At 62.2% G+C, this 22,643-nt stretch carries 20 protein-coding genes and 3 tRNA genes; 17 read left to right on the top strand and 6 right to left on the bottom strand.

What is annotated here, in order from left to right; all coding sequences use genetic code 11:
- Positions 1 to 71: 71 nt before the first annotated feature.
- The 3 genes from LG30_RS0113285 to LG30_RS0113295 form a co-directional block, all read right to left on the bottom strand.
- Positions 72 to 1,601, bottom strand: a complete 1,530-nt coding sequence (locus tag LG30_RS0113285; RefSeq protein ID WP_033131183.1) for a helicase HerA-like domain-containing protein — start codon at positions 1,599 to 1,601, stop codon at positions 72 to 74.
- 149 nt (positions 1,602 to 1,750) lie between these two features.
- Complete coding sequence (locus LG30_RS0113290; protein WP_033131184.1) at positions 1,751 to 2,248, bottom strand: DUF2062 domain-containing protein; 498 nt, start codon at positions 2,246 to 2,248, stop codon at positions 1,751 to 1,753.
- Positions 2,245 to 2,760: a DUF2062 domain-containing protein gene (locus tag LG30_RS0113295; RefSeq protein ID WP_033131185.1), complete on the bottom strand. Its 516-nt coding sequence runs from the start codon at positions 2,758 to 2,760 to the stop codon at positions 2,245 to 2,247. Before LG30_RS0113295 ends, LG30_RS0113290 begins: the two co-directional genes overlap by 4 nt.
- 28 nt (positions 2,761 to 2,788) lie before the next feature.
- Here LG30_RS0113295 and LG30_RS0113300 point away from each other — a divergent pair, with 28 nt between their 5' ends.
- From LG30_RS0113300 to kdsB, 5 genes are all read left to right on the top strand, one after another.
- Positions 2,789 to 5,002 (top strand): DNA internalization-related competence protein ComEC/Rec2, encoded by a 2,214-nt coding sequence (locus tag LG30_RS0113300; RefSeq protein ID WP_081966179.1) that lies wholly within the window; start codon positions 2,789 to 2,791, stop codon positions 5,000 to 5,002.
- Between the two features lie 285 nt (positions 5,003 to 5,287).
- Positions 5,288 to 7,063, top strand: a complete 1,776-nt coding sequence (gene msbA / locus LG30_RS0113305) for a lipid A ABC transporter ATP-binding protein/permease MsbA (RefSeq protein ID WP_033131186.1) — start codon at positions 5,288 to 5,290, stop codon at positions 7,061 to 7,063.
- Complete coding sequence (gene lpxK, locus LG30_RS0113310) at positions 7,063 to 8,049, top strand: tetraacyldisaccharide 4'-kinase (protein WP_033131187.1); 987 nt, start codon at positions 7,063 to 7,065, stop codon at positions 8,047 to 8,049. The genes msbA and lpxK overlap by 1 nt, the downstream gene beginning before the upstream one ends.
- A gap of 265 nt (positions 8,050 to 8,314) precedes the next feature.
- Positions 8,315 to 8,515 carry a Trm112 family protein gene (locus LG30_RS0113315; RefSeq protein ID WP_033131188.1) on the top strand — a complete coding sequence of 67 codons (201 nt, stop codon included), beginning with the start codon at positions 8,315 to 8,317 and terminating at the stop codon, positions 8,513 to 8,515.
- Positions 8,512 to 9,273: a 3-deoxy-manno-octulosonate cytidylyltransferase gene (gene kdsB / locus LG30_RS0113320; RefSeq protein WP_033131189.1), complete on the top strand. Its 762-nt coding sequence runs from the start codon at positions 8,512 to 8,514 to the stop codon at positions 9,271 to 9,273. The genes LG30_RS0113315 and kdsB overlap by 4 nt, the downstream gene beginning before the upstream one ends.
- A gap of 58 nt (positions 9,274 to 9,331) precedes the next feature.
- Here the strand turns inward: kdsB and LG30_RS0113325 are convergent, their stop codons facing one another.
- The gene (locus LG30_RS0113325) at positions 9,332 to 9,982 is read right to left on the bottom strand and encodes a response regulator transcription factor (RefSeq protein ID WP_052101055.1); all 651 of its coding nucleotides are present in this window, start codon (positions 9,980 to 9,982) and stop codon (positions 9,332 to 9,334) included.
- On the bottom strand, positions 9,979 to 11,805 hold the full coding sequence (locus LG30_RS0113330; protein ID WP_052101063.1) for a sensor histidine kinase: 1,827 nt from the start codon (positions 11,803 to 11,805) through the stop codon (positions 9,979 to 9,981). Before LG30_RS0113330 ends, LG30_RS0113325 begins: the two co-directional genes overlap by 4 nt.
- Positions 11,806 to 11,968: 163 nt before the next feature.
- Here LG30_RS0113330 and LG30_RS0113335 point away from each other — a divergent pair, with 163 nt between their 5' ends.
- From LG30_RS0113335 to LG30_RS0113390, 12 genes are all read left to right on the top strand, one after another.
- Entirely contained in the window at positions 11,969 to 13,585 is a 1,617-nt protein-coding gene (locus LG30_RS0113335; RefSeq protein WP_161785833.1) for an FAD-dependent oxidoreductase, read from the top strand.
- An 11-nt stretch (positions 13,586 to 13,596) separates the two neighbouring features.
- Positions 13,597 to 14,013 carry a cytochrome c3 family protein gene (locus LG30_RS0113340; RefSeq protein ID WP_033131190.1) on the top strand — a complete coding sequence of 139 codons (417 nt, stop codon included), beginning with the start codon at positions 13,597 to 13,599 and terminating at the stop codon, positions 14,011 to 14,013.
- Between the two features lie 11 nt (positions 14,014 to 14,024).
- Complete coding sequence (locus LG30_RS0113345; RefSeq protein WP_081966183.1) at positions 14,025 to 14,630, top strand: cytochrome c3 family protein; 606 nt, start codon at positions 14,025 to 14,027, stop codon at positions 14,628 to 14,630.
- A gap of 248 nt (positions 14,631 to 14,878) precedes the next feature.
- Complete coding sequence (gene uvrY, locus LG30_RS0113350; protein WP_011706579.1) at positions 14,879 to 15,523, top strand: UvrY/SirA/GacA family response regulator transcription factor; 645 nt, start codon at positions 14,879 to 14,881, stop codon at positions 15,521 to 15,523.
- Positions 15,524 to 15,860: 337 nt separating this feature from the next.
- Positions 15,861 to 17,711, top strand: coding sequence for an excinuclease ABC subunit UvrC (gene uvrC / locus LG30_RS0113355; protein WP_033131192.1), 1,851 nt, complete (start codon positions 15,861 to 15,863; stop codon positions 17,709 to 17,711).
- 289 nt (positions 17,712 to 18,000) lie between these two features.
- The gene (gene pgsA / locus LG30_RS0113360; RefSeq protein WP_033131193.1) at positions 18,001 to 18,555 is read left to right on the top strand and encodes a CDP-diacylglycerol--glycerol-3-phosphate 3-phosphatidyltransferase; all 555 of its coding nucleotides are present in this window, start codon (positions 18,001 to 18,003) and stop codon (positions 18,553 to 18,555) included.
- 181 nt (positions 18,556 to 18,736) lie between these two features.
- Positions 18,737 to 18,812: transfer RNA gene (locus LG30_RS0113365), tRNA-Gly, on the top strand.
- 35 nt (positions 18,813 to 18,847) lie between these two features.
- Positions 18,848 to 18,921 (top strand) — tRNA-Cys (locus LG30_RS0113370).
- Between the two features lie 41 nt (positions 18,922 to 18,962).
- Positions 18,963 to 19,049, top strand: a tRNA-Leu gene (locus LG30_RS0113375).
- Positions 19,050 to 19,212: 163 nt separating this feature from the next.
- Positions 19,213 to 19,836, top strand: a complete 624-nt coding sequence (locus LG30_RS0113380; RefSeq protein WP_033131194.1) for a glutathione S-transferase family protein — start codon at positions 19,213 to 19,215, stop codon at positions 19,834 to 19,836.
- Positions 19,837 to 20,889: 1,053 nt separating this feature from the next.
- On the top strand, positions 20,890 to 21,597 hold the full coding sequence (locus LG30_RS0113385; RefSeq protein WP_033131195.1) for an Ig-like domain-containing protein: 708 nt from the start codon (positions 20,890 to 20,892) through the stop codon (positions 21,595 to 21,597).
- Positions 21,598 to 21,869: 272 nt separating this feature from the next.
- Positions 21,870 to 22,157, top strand: coding sequence for a putative quinol monooxygenase (locus LG30_RS0113390; RefSeq protein WP_033131196.1), 288 nt, complete (start codon positions 21,870 to 21,872; stop codon positions 22,155 to 22,157).
- Positions 22,158 to 22,278: 121 nt separating this feature from the next.
- Here the strand turns inward: LG30_RS0113390 and LG30_RS0113395 are convergent, their stop codons facing one another.
- Positions 22,279 to 22,527 carry a GlsB/YeaQ/YmgE family stress response membrane protein gene (locus tag LG30_RS0113395; protein ID WP_033131197.1) on the bottom strand — a complete coding sequence of 83 codons (249 nt, stop codon included), beginning with the start codon at positions 22,525 to 22,527 and terminating at the stop codon, positions 22,279 to 22,281.
- Between the last annotated feature and the right edge of the window lie 116 nt (positions 22,528 to 22,643).

Consider the following 22,643-nt stretch of genomic DNA (forward strand, 5'->3'; position numbering starts at 1 on the left):
ATCACAGACTCGACAGCGTAAAAAGCCCGCCAGATTTGGCGGGCTTTTTTATGTTCGTCTGTCTGCGCGGCTCAGCGCCGACTCTTGCCTCCCAGCAGGGAGCCAAGCACCCCGCGGATCAGCTGGCGCCCCACCTCGTTGCCCAGGGTGCGGGCCACGCTCTTGGCGGCGGTCTGCACCACGCCGTCATGCTGGCCACCACGGGGACCGGTGCGGCCAAACAGCATGTCGTTGAGGGCATCGAGCAGTCCCCCCTCGGCGGGGGCGTCGGCCTGGGCGGGGGCCATGGTCGGCTTCTCCTGCGCCACGCCCTGGTCTTTGGTTTCTGCCTGACCGTTGAGGCGCTCGAAGGCGGAGTCGCGATCCTCCCTGACCTCATAGCTGCCGTAGAGCAGGGAGCCCCGGATCAGGGCCTGACGCTCAATGTCATTCAGCGGCCCGATCCGGCTGGCTGGCGGCGCGATAAAGGCGCGCTCCACCACGCTGGGGCGACCCTTCTCATCAAGCAGGGAGACGAGGGCCTCGCCTACTCCGAGTTCGGTGATGACGCCGGCCGCGTCGAATGCCGGGTTGGCCCTCAGGGTGTTGGCGGCGATCCGCACCGCCTTCTGATCGCTCGGGGTGAAGGCGCGCAGGGCATGCTGCACCCGGTTGCCGAGCTGCCCCAGCACGCTGTCCGGGATATCGGCCGGGCTCTGGGTCACGAAGTAGATGCCGACCCCCTTGGAGCGGATGAGGCGCACCACCAGCTCGATCTTCTCCAGCAGCGCCTTGGGGGCGTCGTTGAACAGCAGGTGGGCCTCGTCGAAGAAGAACACCAGTACGGGCTTCTCCGGATCGCCCACCTCGGGCAACTGCTCGAACAACTCGGACAACAGCCAGAGCAGGAAGCAGGCATAGAGCCGGCTGGATTGGGTCAGCCTGGCCGCCGCCAGCACATTGACATGGCCGTGGCCGACCTGATCGGTCTGCAACAAGTCCTGGATATCCAGCATGGGCTCGCCGAAGAAGTGATCGCCCCCCGCGCTCTCCAGGGTGAGCAGATTGCGCAGTATGGCGCCGACGGAGGCGGTGGACACGTTGCCGTAGCGGGTGGTGAGGAACTTGGCGTTCTCTCCCACGAATTGCACCATGGCGCGCAAGTCTTTCAGATCGAGCAGCAGCAGACCCTCGTCGTCCGCCACCTTGAACACCAGCTCCAGCACCCCGCTCTGGGTATCGTTCAGGCCGAGCAGCCGGGCCAGCAGCAGGGGGCCCATGTCGGAGACGGTGGCCCGCACCGGGTGGCCCTGTTCGGCAAACAGATCCCAGCACAGGGTGGGGCAGGGGGCAAAGGCGGGCGCCGCAATGCCGAGCTGGGCGAGGCGGGCATCCAGCTTGGAGGAAGGGGTGCCTGCGGCCCCCAGACCCGCGAGATCCCCTTTCACATCGGCCAGAAAGACCGGTACCCCCAGGCGGGAGAAGCCCTCCGCCATCACCTGCAGCGTGACTGTCTTGCCCGTGCCCGTGGCGCCCGTGATGAGACCGTGGCGATTGGCGAGGGCGGGTAGCAGGGAGATGGGACGGCCATTGGCATAGGCGAGGATCAGCGGTTCGGCCATGGTGGGCTCCTTGTCTCGAATGGATGATGCTGATGGTGCTAAGGGCACAGAGGGCTACAAGGAGTGTGGTGGTTGAGTCAAACGATGGCAAGCCGGGCACGCAGCCAGCGCAGGCTCAGAGCTTACCATCCCCGTGATGAGTCAATGACTTAGGGAGTGTGGGAGCGACGCTTGACCAGCCTGGCCAGTTGCAACAGCAGCAGGGTGAGCAGGGCGCCGGTGGCGGCGGTCAGCATCGCCAGCAGCAGGCTGCCGAGCAGGAAGGGAGGGACCAGGGTGGCCGCTTCGTGCTCCAGCCAATGCAGAGACCAGGTGAGGTGGAAGGGCTCCGGGGTCTGGTGCAGCACCAGGCAGCCGGTGCGATAGGCCCACAGATACATGAAGGGCAGGGTCAGCGGGTTGTTGAACCAGACCGCCAGCAGGGCCAGCGGCAGGTTGAACCCGAAGGCGAGTGCCAGCACGACCGCGACGAGGGAGTGCATGGGCATCGGAACCCAGCTGGCGAACAGCCCGGCCGCGACGGCGCCGCAGAGCGCCCGGCGGCCGCCCTGCCACAGCGCCGGGGCAAACAGCCGCTCGCCGAACAGGGCGAACCATTTTTGCTTGCGCAGGGAGTCAGGATCCAGCTTGAAGCGGGAGAGGTTCATGCCAGGGCTCTCCAGCGCTGACGCCACCGGCGCACCACGCTCAGCCGCCACAGCAGACGGGTCGCGAGGTAGCCGCACAGCGCACTGACGCACGCCAGCACAAGAGCGCCAAGCAGCAGCGGCGGCGCCACCGTCTCGAAGACGGAGCTCAGCCAGTGCCAGCTGAATTCGATGTCGATATCCTGGGAGGGGCTCCCCAGCAGCAGGCAACCGAGCTTGTAGGCGCCATAGAACATGGGGGGCATGGTGACGGGATTGGCGACCCAGCACAGCGCCACCGCCAGCGGCAGATTGGCCCGGCAGGCGATGGCGCCACCTGCGGCCAGCAACATCTGAAAAGGCACCGGGATCCAGGCCATGAACAGGCCGACCCCGACCGCCGCCGAGGCACTGCGGCGGTTGAGATGCCAGAGATTGTTATCCAGCAGCAGGCTGCCGAACATCTTCAGGTGTTTGTGAGTCTTGAGCGCCTCTTGATCGGGTAGCCAGCGCTGGATGAGATGTTTGGGCATGATTGAAACCTTGCTAAATACTTGCTCCATGGATCTGCGTCTGTTGTCGTTTGCCCTGGGGGCAAGCTCCTCGCTACTCTGGCCATGGTTACCTTCAGTCGCATGGGGGGGCGTCTTGCTGTCCCTCGCCATTCCCCTCGCATATTACCGCCATTGGCGGCTCTTGTTTCTGGTGTTCGGCATGCTCTGGATGCAGGCCAGCTTGCCGTATCGGCTTGGCTGGCTGGAGCGGCTGGCGGAGCAGACGAACCACATCATAACCGCACGGGTACAAAGTACGGAGCCATCAGGTGATAAACCGGGTGATAAATTTGTCCGCCTGCTGTTGCGAGTCTCGACCCTGGACGACAGGCCCCTCAGCCCGGAACCCCTCGTTCGCCTCAACGCCTATCAGGCGCTGCCGCCGATCCCCGCCGGCAGTCGCATCACCCTGGTGAGCAGCCTCAAACCCGCCCACGGCCTCGCCAACGAGGCCGGAATGGACGGGCGACGGCTGTTGCTTGGCAAGGGCATCACCGCCACCGGCAACCTGCGCCGGATCGTCGAGACTGAGGCGGCGGCCCCGGGCTGGCGCGATCGCTGGCTGGCGCAGGCGAATGCCGGTTGGCAGGGGCTGACCCATGCCCCCTTGCTTGCGGCACTCAGCTTCGGCGAGCAGAGCGGCATCACGGATGCGCAGTGGGAGTTGTTTCGCGGCAGCGGCCTGACCCACATCATCGCCATCTCCGGCCAGCACATCGCCCTGGTGGCGGTGCTCGGCTGGTGGCTCGGGCGGCTGTTCGGGTTGCGTGGCGCCATCCTGGTCTCCTTGCTGTTCGCCGCGACCTACAGCGCCCTGGCAGGCTTTGCGGTGGCGACCGAGCGGGCGCTCATCATGGTCGCGGTCTGGAGCCTGCTGCGCTGGTTGAAACGAGACTGGCCCAGCCATCGGATCTGGCTGTGGGCCTTCGTGGTGCTTTGCCTCTGGGATCCCTTTGCCCTCTATTCGGCCGGTTTCTGGCTCTCTTTCATGGCGGTGGCGCTGTTGCTGCTGGCGGGCTATCTGGAGGCCAAGCCCGGTCTGGTGCGGCTGCAGATCCTGCTGCTACTGGGGCTGCTCCCGCTGCAACTGCTGCTGTTCGAGGGCATGGCGCCGCTGGCCCTGTTGCTCAATCTGCTGGCGCTGCCGCTGTTTTGTCTCGGGATCATCCCCCTCGCCCTCATCGGCGTGCTGCTGGCGCCGCTCTCCACCCCGCTCGCCCACGGCCTGTTCTGGTTGGCGGATCTCGGGTTGGAGTGGGTGCTGTGGGGACTGAGCCTGCTGGCGGCGCATCTGCAGCTCTGGTGGCCGGTGCCCGGCTGGCTGATGCCCGCCAGCGCCCTGCTCATCCTGCTGTGGGCCGGCTGGCAACTGCCGGTGGCGCGCAGCCTGCTGATCCCGGTGGTTGCCGCGCTGGGGCTGGCCTGCTGGCCGGCACCTGTGCCCTGGCAACTGCGAGTGCTGGACGTGGGGCAGGGACTCTCTGTGCTCATCACCCGTGGGGAGCGGGGCGTCTTGTATGATACCGGTGATCGCTATCCCGGCGGCTACAACATGGCCGATGCCGCCATCTTGCCCCAGCTCAACCGGCTCGGGGTGCGGGTGCTGGACGTGCTCATCATCAGCCACAAGGACAGGGATCATGCCGGCAATCGGCAAGCCATCTTGCAGGCGGTACCGGTGCGGCGCGAGCTCTCCTCGTTCAAATTCGCTCAAGGCACCGAGTTGTGTCGGCGCGGCCAACAGTGGCGCTGGCAGGGGCTCGACTTTGCCGTGCTCTGGCCCGAGCGGCCCGGGGGCGGCCACAACAACGATGGCTGCGTGGTGCAAATACGCGATGGCCGGCAGCGCATCCTGCTCAGCGGTGACATAGAGCGGGAGGCGGAGCGCCGGCTGCTTGAACTGGAGGGTAACGGGCTCGCCAGTACTCTGCTGGTGAGCCCCCACCACGGTAGCCGCACTTCTTCGACGCCGGGGTTCGTGGCGGCGGTCAATCCGGCATTGGTGGTGCACAGCGCGGGCTTCATGAACCAGTGGCAGTTTCCCCGTCCCGAGGTGGTGGCGAGATATGCGGCCGCGCGGCAGTGGGTGACCGGCCTGGATGGAGCCGTGCTGGTCGAGCCCAGAGATGCCGGGCTAAAGATCCGGGCCGAGCGTGAGCAGGGACCCTGGTATAGACGCGGCGGCGCCTGGTGGCAGCCCCGGCTGTGGCGAGAGGAATAAGCCGTCATTTCCCATCTGTTTGCCCGAGGTGGCTGGACATGACGGAAATTTAGTCTGATGGGCACGTCGGGTTCATGGTATCCGCATGATGGCTGCCTGGTGGCAGCCCCGGCTGTGGCGAGAGGAATAAGCCGTCATTTCCCATCTGTTTGCCAGAGGTGGCTGGAAATGGCGGAAATTTAGTCTGATGGGCACGCCGGGTTCATGGTATCCGTGTGGCGGCGCTTGGTGGTTGCCCCGGCTTTGGCTAGAATACCCCGTCATTTCCCTTATTAACGGCTTTTCATGCAACAAGAAACCTCACAAGAGAGCTGGCCTGTCTTCAAGCGCCTGCTCGGGTATGTCCGGGATCGCAAGCTGGGACTGGTTGGCGGCATCATCGGCATGCTGGGCTATGCGGCCGTGGATACCACCTTCGTCTATTCCATCAAGCCGCTGATCGATCAGGGCCTGAACGGCAACGACAGCACTGTGCTGAAATGGATGCCCTTCTTCGTGCTCGGCATCGTCGCCCTGCGCGGCTGCGCCGCCTTCCTCTCCAACTACTGCATGGCCTGGGTCGGCAACCACGTGGTGATGCGGCTGCAGCAGCAGGTGTTCAGCCACCTGATGGCCATGCCCATGAGTTTCTTCGATCGCCAAAACACCGGCAACTTGCTTTCCAAGGTGACCTATGACGCCGGTCAGGTCTCCTCCGCCGCGAGCTCGACCCTGGTCTCCCTGGTGCGGGAAGGGGCGACCGTGGTCGGTCTGCTCGGCCTGATGTTCTGGCACTCCTGGCAGCTGTCGGTGATCTTCCTGGTGGTGGGCCCCGTGGTGGGCATTCTGATTGGCCTCATCAGCCGCCGTTTTCGCAAGATCAGCCGCCACATCCAGCAGGCGGTGGGTGACATCACCACCTCCACCGAGCAGATGCTCAAGGGGCATAAAGAGGTGCTGATGTTCGGTGGCCAGCAGGTGGAGGACAAGCGCTTCTTCACCGTCAGCAACCGGATGCGCCAGCAGACCATGAAGATGGTGGCGGCCGACGCCATCGGCAGCCCTATCGTCCAGATGGTGGCCTCGGTCGCCCTGGCGGTCTTCCTCTACGTGGCGACCATAGACTCGGTCAAGGCGACCCTGACCGCGGGTACCTTCACCGTCATGGTCACTTCCATGATGATGCTGCTCAAGCCGCTGAAAAGCCTGACCGACGTGAACAACCAGTTCCAGCGCGGCATCACCGCCTGCCAGAGCCTGTTCGGTCTGCTCGACTCCACCCCGGAAGAAGACACCGGTACCCGCACCCTGGAGCGGGCCCGTGGCGAGATCGAGTTCCGCAACGTCACCTTCACCTACCCGACCAAAGACACCCCGGCGCTGCACAACATCAGCTTCAAGGTGGAGGCGGGCAAGTCCGTGGCCTTGGTGGGTCGCTCCGGCTCCGGCAAGAGCACCATCGCCAGCCTGCTGACCCGCTTCTACGACATCGAGCAGGGCGAGATCCTGCTGGACGGCGTCAACATCCGCGAATATCGCTTGAGCGAGCTGCGCAAGCAGTACGCCCTGGTCTCCCAGCATGTGCACCTGTTCAACGATTCGGTGGCCAACAACATCGCCTATGCGGCGGAGGATCGCTACAGCCGGGAAGAGATCCAGCAGGCGGCCCGCATCGCCCATGCGGATGAGTTCGTCAGCAAGATGCCCCAAGGCTATGACACCGTGGTCGGTGAGAACGGGGCCTCCCTCTCCGGCGGTCAGCGTCAGCGCATCGCCATCGCCCGTGCCCTGTTGCGCGATGCCCCCGTGCTGCTGCTCGACGAGGCGACCTCGGCCCTGGATACCGAGTCCGAGCGTCACATCCAGGCGGCCATCGATGAGCTGTGCAAGGCGCGCACCTCCCTGGTCATCGCCCACCGCCTCTCCACCATCGAGAAGGCGGATGAGATCCTGGTGATCGACGAGGGGCACATCGTCGAGCGTGGCAACCATGCCGCCCTGATGGCCCAGCAGGGCACCTATGCCCAGCTGCGCGCCATCCAGTTTGGTGCGAGCCAACCCGCTGTGAGTCAGCAAGGCTGATGCTGGAACGGCTCTGGTACGGGCGAAGCGGCTGGCGCTGGTGGCTGGCCCCCTTCGCCCTGTTGTTTGCCCTCATCAGCGGCGCGCGTCGGGTCGCCTATCGGCGCGGTTGGCTCAAAAGCTATCGGGCCAGCCTGCCAGTGATCGTGGTGGGCAATCTCTCGGTGGGGGGCAACGGCAAGACTCCTGTGGTGGTCTGGCTGGTGGAGCAGTTGCAGGCCCGTGGCCTGCGCCCCGGGGTGGTCAGCCGCGGTTACGGCGGCAAGGCCCCCCATTACCCTTACCGGCTGGGCGCCACCAGCACCACCGCCGAGGCGGGGGACGAGCCCGTGCTCATCGCCAGACGCTGTGGCTGCCCGGTGGTGGTGGCCCCCAAGCGCGCCGATGCGGTGCGGCTGCTGGAGCAGAGCGGTGAGGTGGACATCATCATCACCGACGACGGCCTGCAGCACTATGCGCTGGCCCGGGACCTAGAGCTGGTGGTGGTGGACGGCATACGCCGCTTCGGCAACGGCTGCCTGCTACCCATGGGGCCGCTGCGCGAACCCATGACCCGCCTCAAGCGGGTCGATGCCATCATCTGCAACGGCGGTACCCCGGTCCAGGGGGAATACCCCATGGCGCTGGTGGCGGCTGCGCCGCGCCGGGTGCGGGATGATGCGCTGGCCGGCGAGCCTTTGCCCCGCGCCGTGGATGCCCTGGCCGGCATAGGCCATCCCCCCCGTTTCTTCGCCACCCTGACCAGCCTCGGCTATGAGTTGCAACAGAGCGTCGGCTACGCGGATCATCAGGCGTTCGACAGCACCGAGCTGCTGGCCCGCTTCGGTGAACGCCCCTTGCTGATGACGGAGAAGGATGCGGTCAAGTGCCGGGCCTTTGCGCCGGATAGCTGGTGGTATCTGCCGGTCAGCGCCGAGCTGCCGACCTCCTTGCTCGACACTCTGCTGGCCTCTCTGGCAGTGTCTCGTGCTGTGAATGACAAATAGATAAGTTGTTTATGCTTATGGTGTGATATTTACCTTGTGTAATGACTGCCATATTGGCCTGTTAAGATAAAAATACCGAGTTGTCCGGCGCGAATGCCAGGCCGGTGCCGCGAAAGGCGCCTCGTTTTGGGTTCCGGACATGGATATTACATTGCTCGACATCGTTGCCGTCGGGCGCAGCCGAAGGAGTCTCGTTATGGCTCCGGACATGCCTATTACATTGCTCGACATCATCGTCGTCGGGCGTCGCTGAAGGAGTCTCGTTTTGGCACTGGATATTAAACTGCTCGACATCATCGCCTGCCCGGTTTGCAAGGGGAAGCTGCACTATCAACCGCAATCTGACAAGGCGCCACAGGAGCTGATCTGCCGCTTCGACAGACTGGCCTATCCGCTGGAGGAGGGGATCCCCGTCCTGCTGGAGAACCGGGCTCGCCATCTGCCCCTGGAAGAGCTGAAGCCATGAGTTTCGTCGTCGTCATTCCGGCCCGCTACGCCTCTACCCGGTTGCCGGGCAAGCCGCTGGCGGACATCCATGGCAAGCCCATGGTGCAGCACGTGGTGGAAAAGGCCCTGCAGTCCGGTGCCGAGCGGGTGATAGTCGCGATCGATGACGAGCGGGTGCGCAGCGCGCTGGCGCCGTTTGCAGCGCAGGCCGGCGTCGAGCTCTGCATGACCTCGGCCGATCATCAGTCCGGCACCGAGCGCCTCGCCGAGGTGTGCCGTCACTACGGCTTCACCGCCGAGACCATCGTTGTCAACGTGCAGGGGGATGAGCCGCTCATTCCGCCCGCCATCATCCGCCAGGTGGCCGACAATCTGGCCGGCGCGAGTGCGCCCATGGCCACCCTGTCCGTGCCCATCGTGGATGCCGAAGAGGCGTTCAACCCCAACGCGGTCAAGGTGGTGACGGACAAGGATGGCTACGCCCTCTACTTCAGCCGCGCCAGCATTCCCTGGGACAGGGATCGCTTCGCCCAGAGCCAGGAGCAGATCGGGGCACATTACCAGCGCCACATCGGCATCTACGCCTATCGCGCTGGTTTCATCCAGCGCTATGTGGACTGGGCGCCGAGCCAGCTCGAGCAGATCGAGGCCCTGGAGCAGCTGCGGGTGCTCTGGTACGGGGAGAAGATCCACGTGGCCCAGGCGCTGGAAGCTCCCCCGGTCGGGGTGGATACCCAGCGCGATCTGGACAAGGTGCGTGCGTTGCTGGCCCTTTGAGGTCGGAGTGCCCATCCGAGAAAAACGGCGCCAAGAGGCGCCGTTTTTCTATTGTCGCTCAGACAGGGGTTGTGATGTCCAGAGCCATCGCTGTCCGAGCCGGATAACCAGACTGAGCCTCCGTCAGCAGCTGTACCAACTGCAGCGGGGTCGTACAACCCATCTTCTTCATCATGTTGTGGCGGTGGATCTCTGCGGTGCGCAGGGCGATGCAGAGTCGATCCGCTATCTGCTTGTTCTGCATGCCCTCCTGTACCAGTCCCATGATCTCCCGCTCCCGTGGCGACAGCAGCTCGAGCCGCGCCTGCAGCATCTGCCGGGCAAGCTGGCGCCCATGTGCCGCGCGGCTGTGGGCGCAGGCGCGGTTGATCGCCGCCAGCAGCACAGTTGAGTCTACCGGCTTCTCCAGCAAGTCGAAGGCGCCCTGCTTGAAGAGGCTGACTGTCGTGGCGACATCTGCCTCACCGGTGAGGAAGACGATGGCAAGGGTATTCGGGAGCCGGTTCAGCGCCTCCTGCAGCTCACCGCCGCTCATCCCCGGCATGCAGAGATCGAGGATCAGGCAGCCAGGCTGGCTCAGATCGGCCTCGGCCAGGAAGCTGCGGGCCCCGTCGTAGCTCTGCAGCCTGATCTGCACCGCCTCCAGCAGCCAGCCCAACGACGCCCGCACGGCGGGGTCATCGTCGACCAGATAGACGTTATCCTTCATTCCTGTTCTCCTTCTTCCAGTGGCTGGAGCGGTAGCGAGAAGGCGATCACCGCCCCCTGCGGCACCGCTTCCGCCCAAATGGTGCCCCGATAGGATTCGATGATCCGCTTGCAGATGACAAGGCCGAGGCCCAGCCCCTCTTTCTTGCTGGTGTGAAACGGCACGAAGAGATGGGCCCGCTGCGCCTCTGTCATGCCTGTGCCGTTGTCATGAATGCTGATGATCACCCGATTGGCCTCGATCCTCTGGCGGATGGCGATGCATGGCGGCCGCGTGTCGGGGTTGAGCGCCACCGCCTCGCTGGCGTTGCAGAGCAGATTGACCAGCACCTGCTGCATCAGGGTAGGGTCTATCCACAGATGGACGGGTTCCCCCTGTGGCAGGTGCAGGCTGATGCGCTGACGCACGAACTGGTCGTGGAAGAGTGGCAGGGTACCTCGCAGCAACTCGTCGAGGGAGATCAGGCGATCCTGCACCTCACCCTTGCGCATGAAGTCGCGCAGCCGGGCGATGATCCCCTTGGCCTGGCTCACCTGGGCGAGGGCCAGGTCTAGCCCTTGCTCGACGTCGGCCAGCGCCGGCGGTACCGCCGCCAGACGCAGCCGACAGCCCGCCAGATAGTTGTTGAGGGCCATCAACGGCTGGTTCAGCTCGTGGGCCATCCCGGCCGCCAGTTCGCCGGACAGCAGCACCCGCTGTGCCGAGAAGAGCTGGCTCTGCTGCTGGTTCAGGCGCTCGGCCGCGAGGCGATTGTCGGTCAGTGCCCGGGTCAGCCGCGTGTTGCTCTCCTTGAGCTGGCGGGTGCGCAGCTGGATGAGGTACTTGACCCTCAGGTGATAACCCCCCAGCAGCAGCAGCCCCCCCAGGGCGATCAGCAGCCAGCCGCGATATTGATACCAGACCTGCACCACCAATGGTTGCGCGTTGGCGGCGTCCAGCTGCTGTTGCAGGGCAATGACGGCCGCATCCTTGACCGGTACCGTCCAGTGCCGATAGTGGCCTGCCCGGGCGGCGGCCGAGTCGGTGGGGATCTCCAGCAGCACCTTGGCCAGATCCCGGGCGAAGCCCTCGTTGACGTGGGCCATCTTGGCCAGGCTCAGGGTGGGATAGAGCGGGGTCGAACTCTGGCAGGGGAGCACGGATTGGGGTTGCGGCATGATGACGACGAATTGATCGGCGTCATAACGGCCCTGGGCGATGGCCTGCTCCAGGATGCAGGTCGGCAGTATCGCCACCTCGGCGCGCCCCTCCGCCAGGTGGCGCAGCAGATCCTCCTGTGGCAAGCCGGCGAAGACCAGGTTGGGGAAGGCCTCCTCGGGGTGAAGCCCGGCCCTGAGCCAGAGCCCCTGCATGATCTGAAAGCCGCCGAAGGCCTCCGGGCTGGTGGCGACGATGCGCTTGTGTAGCAGCGTCTGCCAGTCGCCGACGGGAGGCGCGTCGGCGCGGCCGATGAGGGTCGAGCCGACCGCTTGCTCGGCCGAGCCCCGCAGGGGGCTCAGGCTCAGGAGGCGTACCGCATCATGCTGACGCTGATAGTCGAGAAACTTGAGGCCATTGCTGATGACGAAGTCCAGGGTGGCGGAGGCGACGAGCTGGTTGAGGCTGCGCACGTCCCCGCTCACCAGCAGAAACTGATACTGCGGCAGGCGTCGATTGAGGTAATCCACCGTCGGTTGCCAGCGGGCCTTCTCGGAGCCGGGCTGATCGAAGGCGATGACACCGATGCGGATCACCGGCCTGAGGTTGGTCTGCCACTCCTTGGCGGGGGTCGGCCCGAGCCAGCTCAACCAGAGCAGGGAGGCACAGAGGATGAAGCGGCCCATGAATTCGTGGCTCCTGGAGGGGGACATGGGGAAGGAGACCCAATAGGCGTCACCGCGTCCTTGATGCAGATCAAGTTTGGCGCCGATCTGCGGTCAGCCACTATGGAGCGGCGACCGCGCATTATGGACCATGGCGCTCTTCTTCAGTAGCAGAGAGTGCATCATGCAAGAGAATTCCAATCGTTCCCGGCGCGATTTTTTGACCAAGGGCCTGCAGACAGCCGCCTTTGCGTCCATCGCCGCCGCCCTGCCCGCGGCTGCGGCCGCCAGTCAGACCCAGAGCTGCATCGACCCGACTCAACTGCCCTGGGACGAGGAGATGGACATTCTGGTCGTCGGCAGTGGCATCGCGGGCTCCGTTGCGGCCATCAAGGCAGCAGAGACCCGGGCCGGCATGAAGATCGTCATCGCCGACAAGATGTCCCGTCTCGGCGGCTCCTCCCTGATCTCCGGCCTCAACATGGCGGTGGTCGGTTCCCGGTGGCAAAAAGAGATGGGGGTGACGGATGACAGCTGGGAGCTGCTCTATGGGGACATGGAGAAGGAGTCCAAGGGCTTTAATCATCCCGAGATCAGCAAGGTCGTCGCGCAAAACAGCTTGCAGCTCTTCGATTTCATGGCCGAGCACGGCGTCGAATATGACAAGAGCATGGGCAACGGCACTGGGGTTAAAAACCTCGGCGGTCACTCCCGCGCCCGGGTCGTATGGCCAAAAGAGGGGGGGACCGGTGTCATCAAGAACCTGCATGGCTACATGGCCAAGCACCTGCCCAACATCGAGATCCGCAAGCGGGTCAAGCTGGAAGAGATCTATCGGGATGCGACCGGCCGCGTGGTAGGGGTGCGGGTGCGCGAGGAGTATTTCTTCGATCTGAATACCCCCGACTTCGGCCGCAACGACGATCCCGCCTTCAACGGTACGGGCGTCACCAAGCTCTACAAGGTGAAGCGGGCGCTGGTGATGGCCTCTGGTGGCTTCAATCAGGATCGCAAGTTCCGCGGCGATGAGATAGGCGTGCTGCACGATTGTGTCTCTACCGCCAGTCCAGGCGCCACCGGCGGCGCCCTCAAGTGCATGATGCAGGCGGGCTTCAAACCGGTGCACATGACGCTCTTCCGCTTCGCCTTCGCCATCCCCACCGAGGATATCAACTGGGGCATTCTGGTGAACCCGCAGACCTGCAAGCGTTTCATCAACGAGCACAACAACAACGACCGTCAGGGTCTGGGGCTGGCGATCCTGGCCGAGCGGCGCAAGCTCAAGCCCGGTCAGCAGGCGATCCTCATCTATGACCAGACCGGGGTGGACAGTTATCACGACAAGCAGCGGTTCCAACTCTCGCTGGAGGCGAAAAATGGCACCGAGGGCACCATCTGGAAGTTCGATACCCTGACCGAACTGGCGGCCCGCTTCGAGATGGATCTGGACAAGCTGGAGGCGACCATCGCCGAATACAACGCCAACATGGCCAAGGATCAGGATGCCTTTGGCAAGCCAAGAGCCGTGGTGGGCAGCGCCATCGCCATCGGCAAGGCGCCCTATTACGCCATGTATCTCAATCCCCGTTACAACTACAGCCAGGGTGGCGCCCTCATCACCCCCAGGGCCGAAGCGCTGGATGTGGTCAGTCAACAGCCCATTCCCGGCGTCTTCGTCTGCGGTGAAGCCGCCGCCGGTACCTTCGGTTATATCCGATTGACCGCCTGCAGCAGCCTGGATAGCGGTGTCTATGGCATGATCGCTGGCGAAAATGCCGCTAAAACAGAGCCTTGGGCTTAAGGAGCAGAGGAATGAGACCATTATTCCTGACCCTGATGGCGCTGGCGGGCCTCTGGTTTGGCGGTGGCGCCCTGGCCGAGGCGGGGGCTCCTGTCACGGCGATGACGCCCGTCTCCCCGGCGGCCAGCCATAGCCTCAAGCCGCATCATGGCAAGCTCGGCTTCACCTGTGAGAACTGCCACCAGGGGAAGGATCCCAAGCAGTACCAGCGGCTCAAGACCGAGGACTGTCTGGCGTGTCACGGCAGCGCGCAGAAGGTGGCGAATCGCACCCGTTTCATGGATGCGAACCACACCAATCCGCACAACTCGCTGCACGACAAGCTGGATCTCGATTGCTACGAGTGCCATGCCGAGCACAAGCCGTCCCAAAATCTCTGCCAGACCTGCCACGACAATACCCGTGACTGGTTTGGTCCCACCCCCTAGGAGCCTTGTTGATGAATCGAATGAAATTCGGTCTACTGTTGGCGTGCGTCCTGGGTCTGGTCTCCCTGGGGATCAGCCTGATCGGGGCCGAGGTGGTCAAGGCGACCGGTGACGAGCGCTTCTGTGGTTCCTGCCACGAGATGAAACCCATGGTGGAGGCCTATCGGCATGATATTCACGGGGGTAGCAACAGGGTGGGCTTCAAGGCGGAATGTGCCGATTGTCACCTGCCCCATGACAACACCTTCAACTATCTGCTGAAGAAAGCGACCAGTGGTCTCAACGACGTCTACAAGGTGACCCTGACCGATACCAGCAAGATCGACTGGCTCGGTAAGCGGGATAGGCGCGAGGAGTTTGTCTACGATTCGGGCTGCCTCTCCTGTCACCAGGGATTGCTGGAAAAAACGGTGGCCACCAACCCCAAGTCACTGCAGATGCACGCCCATTACCAGGAGATGCAACAAAAAGGGGAAAAACTCCAATGCGTCTCTTGCCACGTGACCATTGGCCACAACGGCGAGCTGCGCAGCCGCCTCAACGAGACCCAGCCGGAGTATCAATTCCAGCATGATCTGCGGGCCAGGGAGGCGGCCAAGGCGGGCACGGCCAAGTAATCGCCGTTTACCCTGCCTTAAAAAGCCCTGGATGGAAATTCGGGGCTTTTTTCATTGTGGTGGTGGTCTGCGGCGACGAACCGCTTCAAAGTTGAATCTGTGTATAATCATTTGATAATAAACAGTATTCATGAGCAGTTTCAAACTTTCACAGGGCATGGTTTGCCAAATCATCGAGTTTGGTTATGATGCAAGACGCCGTGTTAACCCTAACTGGCATATAACGAGATAAAAAACGGGGTGTATGGGTGATTAATGTATTCCTGGTCGATGATCATGAGTTGGTGCGTACAGGGATAAGACGCATTTTGGAGGATGTCCGCGGGATCAAGGTGGTGGGCGAGGCACAGAGCGGCGAGACAGCCGTGACCTTCTGCCGGCAACACCACCCCGACGTGATCCTGATGGACATGAACATGCCGGGCATCGGCGGCCTGGAGGCGACCCGCAAGATCCTGCGGATCCGGCCCGATGTGCGCATCATAGTGCTGACCATTCATTCAGAAAACCCGTTCCCCACCAAGGTGATGCAGGCGGGCGCCGCCGGTTATCTGACCAAGGGCGCGGCCCCGGACGAGATGATCCACGCCATCCGGCTGGTGCACTCCGGCCAGCGTTACATCTCCCCGGAGATCGCCCAGCAGATGGCCCTCAGCCAGTTTGCCTCGGCGGACGAGAACCCCTTCAAGTCCCTCTCCGAGCGCGAGCTGCAGATCATGATGATGATCACCAAGGGGCAGAAGGTGACCGACATCTCCGAGCAGCTCAACCTGAGCCCGAAGACGGTCAACAGCTACCGCTATCGGCTGTTCAGCAAGCTCAACATCAATGGCGATGTGGAGCTGACCCATCTGGCCATTCGCTATGGCATGCTGGATGCCGACACCCTGTAAGCGGGTGTGATGGACTCTTATGGATAAATAGAGGCGGCCCGAGCCGCCTTTTTGCTTTGTGCTCCCGTGGCCAGGAGGTTTTGCTTTCAGAGGCCCTTTGCTTTCAAACAAGGGGGCGCAGTATGATCTCTCCCGTGAATTTTCGTTTGCCCTGAGCCGAGTCGCCGATGTCCCTTCCCGAGCCCCTTTTCGATAGCCAGGCCTTGCCGAGTGCCCTGATCCACCATAGCTATGTCTGTTGCGGAGATCATCATGACGGCGTCTGAACTTCTCTTCGACAGCAAGGCGTTTCTGAGTGCGGTCATGAACCATATCGATATCTATCGCGGAGATCATCATGACGACGTCTGAACCTCTCTTCGACAGCAAAGCCTTCCTCAGTGCCGTGACGAACCAGAGCGGCGTCTACCGCATGTACGACACCGGCGGCACCGTCATCTATGTGGGCAAGGCCAAGGATCTGAAGAAGCGGCTCGCCTCCTACTTTCGCACCAACGTGGACAGCATCAAGACCCGCACCCTGGTGCGCCAGATAGCCGACATCCAGGTGACGGTGACCCACACCGAGACCGAGGCGCTGATCCTCGAGCACAACCTCATCAAGCAGTACCAGCCGCGCTACAACGTGCTGCTGCGAGACGACAAGTCCTATCCCTGGATCATCATCACAGACCATCGCCATCCCCGCATCGGCGTCCACCGTGGTGCCCGAAAAATCAAAGGCGATTATTTCGGTCCTTACCCCTCCGGTGGTGCGGTGCGCGAGAGTCTGCACCTGATGCAGAAGATCTTCCCGGTGCGCCAGTGCGAGGACGCCGTTTATGCTAACCGCAGCCGCCCCTGCCTGCTCTATCAGCTCAAGCGCTGCGCCGGCCCCTGCGTGGCCGGGCTGGTGAGCGAGGCGGAGTATGCCCAGCAGGTGGAGCTGGCCAAGCTGTTCCTGGCGGGCAAGAACCAGCAGGTGATCAGTGAGCTGGTCGGCAAGATGGAGTCCGCCAGCGGCGATCTGCGCTTCGAGGAGGCGGCCCTCTACCGGGATCAGATCCAGGCCCTGCGCCGGGTCACAGAGCAGCAGTCGGTGAGCGGCAACGTGCTGGACGAGCTGGACGTGGTGGGGGTGGCCTTCGATCAGGGGACGGCGTGCATCCACGTGCTGTTTATCCGTCAGGGCAAGGTGCTGGGTTCGCGCAGCTACTTCCCCAAGGTGCCGGCGGATACGCCCCTCGATGAGGTGGTGCAATCCTTCCTGCTGCAGTTCTATCTGTCGGGGCAGGGGGGACGGCAGATCCCGAGCGAGGTGCTGCTGGACGTGGCGCTGGAGGATGAAGAGGTCATCGCCCAGACCCTGAGCCAGACCGCCGGTTACAAGGTGCGGGTACAGAGCCGCACCCGCAGTGAACGAGCGCGTTTTATCAAGCTCGCGACCATCAATGCCGAGACGGCGCTGCGCTCTCGCCTCGCGCACAAGAGCACCACCACAGCCCGTTTCACTCAGCTGGAAGAGCTGCTGGAGCTCGAAGCCCCCATCGCCCGCATGGAGTGTTTCGACATCTCCCACACCATGGGGGAGCGCACCGTCGCCTCCTGCGTGGTGTTCAACCGGGAGGGGCCGCTCTCGTCGGAATACCGCCGCTTCAACATCGACGGCATCACCGGCGGCGATGACTACGCCGCCATGGAGCAGGCGCTGGAGCGCCGCTTCGGCAAGCTGCAGGAGCCGGACAAGGTGCCGGACGTGCTGTTTATCGACGGCGGCCTCGGTCAGCTGCGCCGCGCCGAGGAGATCCTGGCCCGTCAGCTGGAGTTTCTTGGCGGCAAATACCCGCTGCTGGTGGGCATCGCCAAGGGGGTGACCCGCAAGGCGGGGCTGGAGACCCTGATCCTGGGGGACAGCCACGAAGAGCTGCACTTGCCGGCAGATATGCCCGCTTTACACCTTATTCAGCACATTCGTGACGAATCTCACCGTTTTGCCATCACAGGCCACCGGGCCCGTCGCGCCAAGGCCCGTACCACCAGTACCCTGGAAGATATCCCCGGGGTGGGCCCCAAGCGTCGTCAGGCCCTGCTCAAATATCTGGGCGGCCTGCAGGAGGTGAAGAAGGCCGGGGTGGACGAGCTTGCCAAGGTGCCCGGCATCAGCCAGGAGCTGGCCCAGTCCATTCACGACGCCCTGCACTCACTCTGAGCCCGGATAAGGGCCCGCTGTTCAGGAAAAGTGATATCCGGCATCAGCCAGGAGCTGGCGTGGCCCACGCCATCCACGATGCCCTGCACGCGCGATAGCGGTGTCAATTGAGGGGAAACTGACCCCACCGGCGTACAAGGGCCGTGACGCAGGGGGCCCGCCAATGCCATAATGACCGGCATCCTGAGGTTGTTGATGGATCCATAGACCAAGGCGGGCACCTGTCCGGTTGCATCGGTGATCGGCTTGGGGCTACCATGTAGCGGCATACAAGAAGTGGCTGAAAATAATGACAAATATTCCTAACCTGCTGACGTTTTTTCGGATTTTGCTCATCCCCGTCTTCGTCATCCTGTTCTATCTTCCCTATCAGTGGTCCTATGTGGCGGCTGCCATCGTCTTCATCCTGGCGGCAGCGACCGACTGGTTTGATGGCTATCTCGCCCGCAAGCTGAATCAGTCCACCGCCTTCGGTGCCTTCCTCGATCCGGTCGCCGACAAGATCATGGTGGCCGCAGCCCTGGTGGTCATCGTCGAGCACTACAACACCGTCTGGGTCACCATCCCTGCTATGACCATGATTGGCCGTGAGATCATCATCTCCGCCCTGCGCGAATGGATGGCCGAGCTTGGCAAGCGCTCCTCGGTGGCGGTCAGCTGGATCGGCAAGTGGAAGACCATGATCCAGATGGTGTCGCTCACCGGCCTCATCTGGCAATACGATATCTGGATGGTGTGGCTCGCCTACGTGCTGCTCTACGTGGCGACCGTGCTCACCTTCTGGTCCATGTTCCAGTACATGAAGGCCGCCTGGGGCGATCTGACCTATCACTCTCGCTTCTAGTTTGCATGAGTGCAAACCGCTGTTTCCCTGTCGTTGGGGCAGGGAAGCAGTCATGAGCGGCAAAAGTGCAGGATAAGGGTAAAAAACACCCGAACGATCAGCGTATTAAATGTTTTTGGTTGACTGAGCGAGGAACATCGCTAGAATGCGTCCTCGTAGTCAGGCAATCAGCCAGACCGATGCGGGAATAGCTCAGTTGGTAGAGCACGACCTTGCCAAGGTCGGGGTCGCGAGTTCGAGTCTCGTTTCCCGCTCCAAATTCAGACAATCGAGAGCCAACTCTCTTTTGCATGGCGCGTTAGCAAAGCGGTTATGCAGCGGATTGCAAATCCGTTTAGTCCGGTTCGACTCCGGAACGTGCCTCCATATTGACAAGCCCGCCCTGCGGACTTGATACCGATTGCGGTGCCCGAGTGGTGAAATCGGTAGACACAAGGGATTTAAAATCCCTCGCTTTTCGAGGCGTGCCGGTTCGATTCCGGCCTCGGGCACCATTAAAATCAAAGACTTATGAAGGCCACTAGCGATAGTGGCCTTTTTTGTTTTTGGCCAATGGCGACAGCTGTGACATCAGCCAGGAATGGCCTTCAAGATCTCCCTTGACCGGCGCATTGCCCTTCATGGAAGCTCAGCTCTTTCCCATGCAAGGACGAAGACATGTTACGGATATTGGGCAAGGCGTCGTCAATCAATGTGCGCAAGGTGTTGTGGGCCTGCGCCGAGATAGGTCTCCCGTTCGAACGGGAGGAGTGGGGGAGCGGTTTCCAATCCACCCAGAGCGCCGAATTTCTGGCGTTGAACCCGAACGCCATGGTGCCCGTGATCCAGGATGGCGACTTCACGCTGTGGGAGTCGAACACCATCATCCGTTATCTGGCGGCGCGCTATGGCGACGCTGCGCTTTATCCAACCGAAGCTCGAGCGAGGGCCATGGTCGATCAGTGGATCGATTGGCAAGCCTCGGACTTGAACAGTTCCTGGCGCTACGCCTTTATGTCCTTGGTCAGGCGTTCACCCTACCATCAGGACCCTGAGGCATTCGGCGCGGGCTGTGTGCAGTGGTCCAGACATATGCAGATCCTGGAGCAACGGCTCGCATCTACCGGCGCCTATGTGGCGGGGAGCGGCTTCTCGCTGGCAGACATTCCCATCGGTCTGTCGGTCAATCGCTGGTTCGAAACGCCATTTGATCGTCCGCCATTGCCGGCAGTGAGTGATTACTACCAGCGGTTGAGCCGTCGACCCGGTTTTCGCCTCTATGGGAACAATGGGACACCATAGGGTGAGTGGAGTGGAGTGGAGTGGAGTGGGATGGGATGGGAGTGACAAGGCTACTTGCCAAGCTTTCCGGCCTCGATGCCGCCCGGAATATGCGGGGCGGCGACTGGTTGGGCAGTGAGCGCCGGCTCACTGCCGGCGCTCGTCTTACTCAGGTCGAGGGCACCGCGAAGATGCACTAGGGGGCTTCAGACGGATTGGTAAAGTAACTACCGCCACCACCACCCATGCCCCCGCCACTGCTTTTACCGCCAGCATTGCTTCCGTCATCTCCGGTCGGGGGAGGCGTGGTCCCCCCATTGGAGGCGCAACCGGCCAGCAAGAGTTGTATTCCTATCAGGCAAATTTTCCAGCTTTTCATGACCATGTCCTCTACTGCTTGCTTGTCCAGCGGCCGGGCCGGACAAATCGGTCGAACTGAACAAGGTAACGCTGAGTTTAGCCCAGCTACACCCCCCTCATGTATGAGGCGCTTCGGCCAAACACTGCCAATGAGTTCGGGTTGCCGATACCGAGCCGGAGGGGCGACCGAGCAAGACTGATCCCAATGCACCTCGGCTCCGCAAGCAGCTCGCCACCAAGGGCGAGGTACCATTTTCCCGCAGGCAATCCATCTGAGGCTACCCAGTCCAATATGGGCGGAAGATGCGGCTTGATAGAACAAAAAATACTCAATTTTTTGTTGCAGATCTGGCATGGCAAAGGGGGTCTCAATCGCTGCGATACATGCCTGCCCTTTCCCACACCATTCGCCGCCGCCTCAAGCAACCCAGATCCCATCGAATCAATCTCATAGCGTGCAACCCCGGTGGCGGGGTCAGGATCGCGCACGAGAAAGGGGGGATCAGGCTGGCAAGGCGACTATCGGAAGGTAGTAGCCGAGCGGGGCTATGGCCCTTGGATGGCCTCGTTTTTGGCGCCGTCTCTTGCGCGCAGAGCGGCAGAAGCTGACGTACGCTTGACGCTTTATCACAAAAGGAACCGCCCGCTTGAACATCAACGACGTCAGATCAGACAGGGAAAAATTGAACGAACACCAACTTCAAGGAATCCATCATGAGTGTGCTCAATATGAGATATGTGCTCCTCAGCACAATGGCGCTGCTGCTAGGCAGTTGTGACACCGAAACCATGGTGCCCGTGCCCAGTGGGAGCGGGGGAGGTAATGGCCCGGGCGCAAGGCAGATCACCAATCTGCAAGTCACCCCCTCAGAGAGCCGTATCCCGGCAGGATTGCAACAGCAGTTTATTGCAAAGGTCACTCTGGATGATGGCTCCATAACAGATGCCACCCATGACGTGATCCTTCAGTGGAGCAGCAGTGATGCCAGCATCGTCACCGTCGATGCCACTGGTCGTGCGACCGCTGTCGGGGCCGGGATAGCCAGCGTCAACGCCACTGGGACCGAGAACGGCAAGGTATTTGAGGCAAGCGCCCGGTTGGAGGTGACGGATGCCGTTGTCACCGATCTGGCCCTCACCCCAACGACCGCCTCCAGCATGCCGCCCTCGGCGTCGCAACCTATCGTCATCACCGTTTTTGTCGCCAACGCGACACTCTCTGATGGCAGCATTCTCGACCTGACCAACAACCCGGCCCTGAACTGGAGCAGCAGTGATGTGGCGGTCGCCACCGTCAGCAACTCTGCCAGCAGTAAAGGAGCGGCGACCGCCGCCGGGGCGGGTACCACCACTATCACCGCGACCGGGATACTCAATGGGCAGAACTTCAGTGCAACCGCAGACTTGACCGTGACCCCGTGACTGGCGTCGTGGTAACGGGTAGTACCTTACCAGTGTGACCATGACGGCAGAGCACCGGCTCTGCCACCTCTTTCCCCCCAATTCTCTTCGTTTCACTTCACATTGCGAGCCCAACCGGGTCAGGTCGTGCGCCTTTGGGGGGCGCGCCATTGATCGCCTGTCTGATCATGATGAATCGGCCCGGCTGCCAGCACACCAGCGCTCGCTTCGTGCGGCGGGCTGGGCTAGAGTCGGCCTCCTGGATTGTCGTCAGGCTGAACAAGAGGTCATTCATGCTGAAAGTCATCGCGCAGGATTTCATCAAGCGGGATCGCATCGAGGAGGTCATGCCCCTGTATCGGGAGCTGGTGGAGAAGACCAGGGCAGAGCCGCTGTGCCTCTCTTATGAACTGTGCATCGATCAGAAAGATCCCGGGCACTTCGTGTTTGTGGAGGAGTGGCCCGACAGGGCGGCCCTGGATGCGCACTGCGCCACCGAGCATTTCCAGCGGCTGGTGCCATTGATCGATCTGCATCAACGGCAGCCCGGCACTTATCTGCTGATGGATGCGTTCGCCTGATGCGGCACTGACAGTGTCATCAGGCTGGAAGCGCGCCCATAAAAAATCCGAAACCCAAGGTTTCGGATCCTGGCCCACCGGGGGACACACAGTTTGTACTAGCAGGGAGGCAGTCGGTCGTTTAAGTGCGCACCTTGTTGTAGATAAACAGTACGATCAAGGCGCCGACGGTAGCGATAAGAATACTCGGCAGATTGAAGCCGGTGATGGTGCCCATGCCTAGCAGGGTGCTGACATAGCCACCCACCATGGCGCCGATCACACCCAGGATCACCGTCATGAAGAAACCACCACCATCCTTGCCCGGCATGATCCATTTGGCCAAGATGCCGACGATCAATCCCAATACAACCCAAGTAATAAATCCCATAACATCATCCTCGCTGTGTGAAGAGATTTAGAGTATACGCAGCGGATTGGATTGCATCCCGTCCAGGGACAGGGTTGGTCATAAATCGTCATATGAGAACCTAAGCCCCCTATGAT

The organism is Aeromonas aquatica, from assembly GCF_000764655.1.
GTDB lineage: Bacteria > Pseudomonadota > Gammaproteobacteria > Enterobacterales > Aeromonadaceae > Aeromonas > Aeromonas aquatica.